1 rRNA gene is annotated in these 555 nt (G+C 52.3%); it reads left to right on the top strand.

Annotated features, from left to right (window positions below):
• Positions 1 to 95: 95 nt before the first annotated feature.
• Positions 96 to 555: ribosomal RNA gene (locus ACJ8IJ_RS23900) — 16S ribosomal RNA — on the top strand; the annotation flags it as partial.

Genomic DNA, 555 nt, shown 5'->3' with positions numbered 1-555 from the left:
AAAAAATATCAAGTCTTGAAGAGTGACTAACTGAAGTAAAATTCATGCAGTAAATCTTTGAGCATCGCTTCTCGAGTGGAAGCAAATCAAGCTTTTAATTGAAGAGTTTGATCATGGCTCAGATTGAACGCTGGCGGCAGGCTTAACACATGCAAGTCGAGCGGTAGCACAGGGGAGCTTGCTCCCTGGGTGACGAGCGGCGGACGGGTGAGTAATGTCTGGGAAACTGCCTGATGGAGGGGGATAACTACTGGAAACGGTAGCTAATACCGCATAACGTCGCAAGACCAAAGAGGGGGACCTTCGGGCCTCTTGCCATCAGATGTGCCCAGATGGGATTAGCTAGTAGGTGGGGTAATGGCTCACCTAGGCGACGATCCCTAGCTGGTCTGAGAGGATGACCAGCCACACTGGAACTGAGACACGGTCCAGACTCCTACGGGAGGCAGCAGTGGGGAATATTGCACAATGGGCGCAAGCCTGATGCAGCCATGCCGCGTGTGTGAAGAAGGCCTTCGGGTTGTAAAGCACTTTCAGCGAGGAGGAAGGTGGTGA

It is taken from the genome of Serratia sp. CY40230, from assembly GCF_052168835.1.
In the GTDB taxonomy this organism is placed as follows: Bacteria; Pseudomonadota; Gammaproteobacteria; order Enterobacterales; family Enterobacteriaceae; genus Serratia; species Serratia nematodiphila.
Note: the sequence above shows the minus strand (reverse complement) of the source record. Positions and strands in the feature narration are given on the sequence as shown.